Origin of the sequence: Bradyrhizobium sp. STM 3809 (genome assembly GCF_000239795.1) — a bacterium.
Lineage (GTDB): Bacteria > Pseudomonadota > Alphaproteobacteria > Rhizobiales > Xanthobacteraceae > Bradyrhizobium.
The window spans coordinates 1-3,116 of record NZ_CAFJ01000472.1 but is presented as its reverse complement, the minus strand read 5'-3'; the positions used below and the strand labels follow the sequence as shown (position 1 = coordinate 3,116).

Genomic DNA, 3,116 nt, shown 5'->3' with positions numbered 1-3,116 from the left:
CGTAAGCGTAGCGCCGAGGCCCTTGAGATTGCCTGTGCGCCATTTTGTGAGCATCGCTAGAAGAGTCTCATCTTCTAGAAGGGGTGCTCACAATGGACGACCATTCGGACGACATGAGACGACCGCTGCCGCCTCGTATCGAAGTGTATGCTGGCGCGGGTCGGAAGCGCTGGCCGGAGGATTTGAAAGCGCAGATCGCCGCGGAGAGTCTCGAGCCAGGCGCGGTTGTCACGGATGTCGCACGCCGCCACGGCTGCCGTCCCCAGCAGGTGCATGACTGGCGGCGCCGGGCGCGATTGGGCCAATTGGTACTGCCGGCTTCGGCGGAGATTTTGTCGTTCGTGCCTTTGGTGTCGGAAGCGTCGCCACCGGCGGCTCCGGAGCCTTCCGGATCGGCGGAGGCTGGCTTCGTTACGATTGAGCTCCTGGGGGCACGGGTGGAGGTGCGCGGAGCGCCTGGTCTTTCCGTGCTGAGCGACGTGTTTGTGGCATTGCGCCGGACGTGTTCATGCTGACGGCGCCTGCGGGCCTCATGATCTATGTTGCGACCCGACCGGTCGACTTCCGGAAGGGTGCGGATGGCCTAGCCCTGCTGGCGAAGGAGACGCTGGGCCACGATCCGATGAAGGGCGTGGCGGTGGTCTTCCGTGCGAAGCGCGCCGATCGGGTGAAGATCGTCGTCTGGGACGGCAGTGGCCTTGTCCTGTATTGGAAGCGGCTCGAGGGCAGCGCCTTCAAGTGGCCCCCGGTAGTGGACGGTGTCATGCGGATGAACGGCGCGCAGTTGGCTGCGCTTCTGGCCGGCATGGATTGGACGCGCATGCATGCGCCTCGACTCCTGCAGCCGAAACCACTTGCATAAGATAGAAATCGTCGCTGCATCGGCGCGCGAAGCATGGCAGTCTTCGGGCAATGCGTGATTTGCCTGATGAGCTGCCGAACGATCCGGCCGAGCTGCGAGCCTTTGCCGCGGCTCTGCTGGATCGCTGCGCCCGGCTCGAGCGGCTGCTTAAGCTTGCGAAGGATGCGCAGTTCGGTCGCTCCTCGGAAAAACTGGACGCGGATCAGCTCCAGCTTGTTCTGGAGGATATCGATCAGGCCGTCGCAGCTCTCGAAGCTGCCGAGGATCGCGCCAATCCCAAAACCTGCGAGAGGAGAGCTGCCGCGCGCAGGGCCAATCGCGGTCAGTTGCCGGCGCATTTGCCGCGCATCGTCGAGACCTTGATGCCCGCTGCAACCTGTTGCCCGTCCTGCGAAGGCAATCTCTTCGAGATCGGTCACGACGAGAGCCAGAGGCTTGACGTCGTACCGGCGCAGTATCGTGTCATCGTCACCCGCCGGCCCAAGCTGGCCTGCCGCGCCTGCCATGGCGTCGTCCTTCAGCACGCCGCGCCGGAACGATTGATCAAGGGAGGGCTGCCGACCGAGCGGCTGGTCGCGCATGTCATTGACGCAAAGTATCACTGGCATTTGCCGCTGTACCGCCAGGCGCAGATGCTGGCGACCCACGGCATAGCGCTCGACCGTTCCACGCTCGCCTTCTGGGTCGGCTACGCCGCCCAGGAGCTGAAGCCACTGTGGCATCGCCTGCGCGAGCTTCTCCTTGCCTCTCCGAAGCTCTGTGTCGATGAGACCCCGGCACCGGTGCTGGATCCCGGGCGCGGCCGGACCAAGACGGGCTACTTCTGGGCGCTGTCGCGCGATGACAGGCCTTGGGCGGGACCTGATCCGCCTGGGGTGGTCTATGCCTATGCACCGGGCCGCGGCGCGGTTCATGGCTTGAGACTGCTCGGAGACTACCGCGGCATCATCCACTGCGATGGTTATGAGGCCTACAAGACCATGACCCGGGAGACGCGTGCGGACGCGCTGTCCAGCACGCTTGCCTTCTGCTGGTCGCATCTGCGGCGCCAGTTTGTGAAGATCGAGCGCGAGGCTTCGCCGGCGCCGGCTCCGGTTGCTCGGGAGGCTCTCGAGCGCATCGCCCAACTCTACGCGGTCGAGAAAGCCCTCCGCGGTCGATCTGATGCCGAGCGCCGCGCAGGCCGGCAGGCTCATGCCCGGCCGCTGGCCTCAGCCTTGAAGCAGTGGTTCGAGGCCAAGCTCGATCACCTCGCGCAGAAGAGTGAGACGGCAAAAGCTTTGCGGTATGCGCTGCGCCATTGGGACGGCTTGACGCTCTACCTCGATGACGGGCGCATCGAGATGGATACCAATGCGGTCGAGCGCGCGATGCGGCCGATCAAGCTCAATGCCAAGAACGCCTTGTTCGCCGGGTGCGACGAAGGTGCCGAGAATTGGGCCTTGCTGGCTTCGCTCATCGAGACGTGCAAGCTCAACTGCGTCAGCGCCGAGTCTTGGCTTGGCGACGTCCTCACCAAGCTCGTCAATGGCTGGCAGGCGTCGCGACTGGACGAACTGCTGCCGTGGGCGTCGACCTACACGATGCAGGCCCAGGAGCCGAGGCTGGCGGCATGAGCCTGAACACGACCGCTGTCCGCATCAAGGTGACCCTCAAGGAGGTGAAGCCGGAGGTGACGCGTCGTCTCGTCGTACCTGTCACTCTGCGTCTCGATCGGCTGCATCTGACGCTTCAGGCGGCGTTTGGCTGGACGAACAGTCACCTCTTCGAGTTCCTGGCTGGCGACGGACGCTGGGGCATCCCTGATCCCGATGGCGATTTTGATCCCGAGCCCATCGATGCTCGCAGGGCGCGGCTCGTCGATATCGTTCGCGAGACGGGCACCAAGACGATCCACTATCTCTATGACTTCGGCGACGGCTGGTACCATGTGATCAAGCTCGAAAAATGGTTCGACGACGCATCGACCGAAGAACTTCCTCTCCTGCTCGAGGCCACCGGCCGCTGTCCTCCGGAAGACGTCGGCGGTCCGTCCGGCTATGCAGAATACCTCGATGCCCTCGGCGACCCGTCCCATCCAGAGCACGGACACATGCAACTATGGGGTCCAGAGCAGTTCGATCCCAACACCATCGACCGGAAGGCGCTCGAGGCCGCCGTCAACACCCTGACCGAAAGCTGGAAACCGCGACGCCGCGTCACGCGGCTCAAATAGACGTCAAGCGTCGATCGAGAGGGCCGCAGAGCTACGCTT

General features: G+C 64.1%; 4 protein-coding genes. All 4 read left to right on the top strand.

Annotation, left to right across the window (positions count from 1 at the left end; all coding sequences use genetic code 11):
• The first annotated feature begins 92 nt into the window (after positions 1-92).
• From tnpA to BRAS3809_RS21755, 4 genes are read left to right on the top strand one after another with little or no spacing between them, the layout of a single operon-like run.
• Entirely contained in the window at positions 93-515 is a 423-nt protein-coding gene (gene tnpA, locus BRAS3809_RS35060; RefSeq protein WP_083839144.1) for an IS66-like element accessory protein TnpA, read from the top strand.
• Complete coding sequence (gene tnpB, locus BRAS3809_RS21765) at positions 509-862, top strand: IS66 family insertion sequence element accessory protein TnpB (protein WP_035657528.1); 354 nt, start codon at positions 509-511, stop codon at positions 860-862. The genes tnpA and tnpB overlap by 7 nt, the downstream gene beginning before the upstream one ends.
• Positions 863-912: 50 nt before the next feature.
• On the top strand, positions 913-2,478 hold the full coding sequence (tnpC, locus tag BRAS3809_RS21760; protein ID WP_008964189.1) for an IS66 family transposase: 1,566 nt from the start codon (positions 913-915) through the stop codon (positions 2,476-2,478).
• Complete coding sequence (locus BRAS3809_RS21755; protein ID WP_008964188.1) at positions 2,475-3,077, top strand: plasmid pRiA4b ORF-3 family protein; 603 nt, start codon at positions 2,475-2,477, stop codon at positions 3,075-3,077. Before tnpC ends, BRAS3809_RS21755 begins: the two co-directional genes overlap by 4 nt.
• Positions 3,078-3,116: the final 39 nt, after the last annotated feature.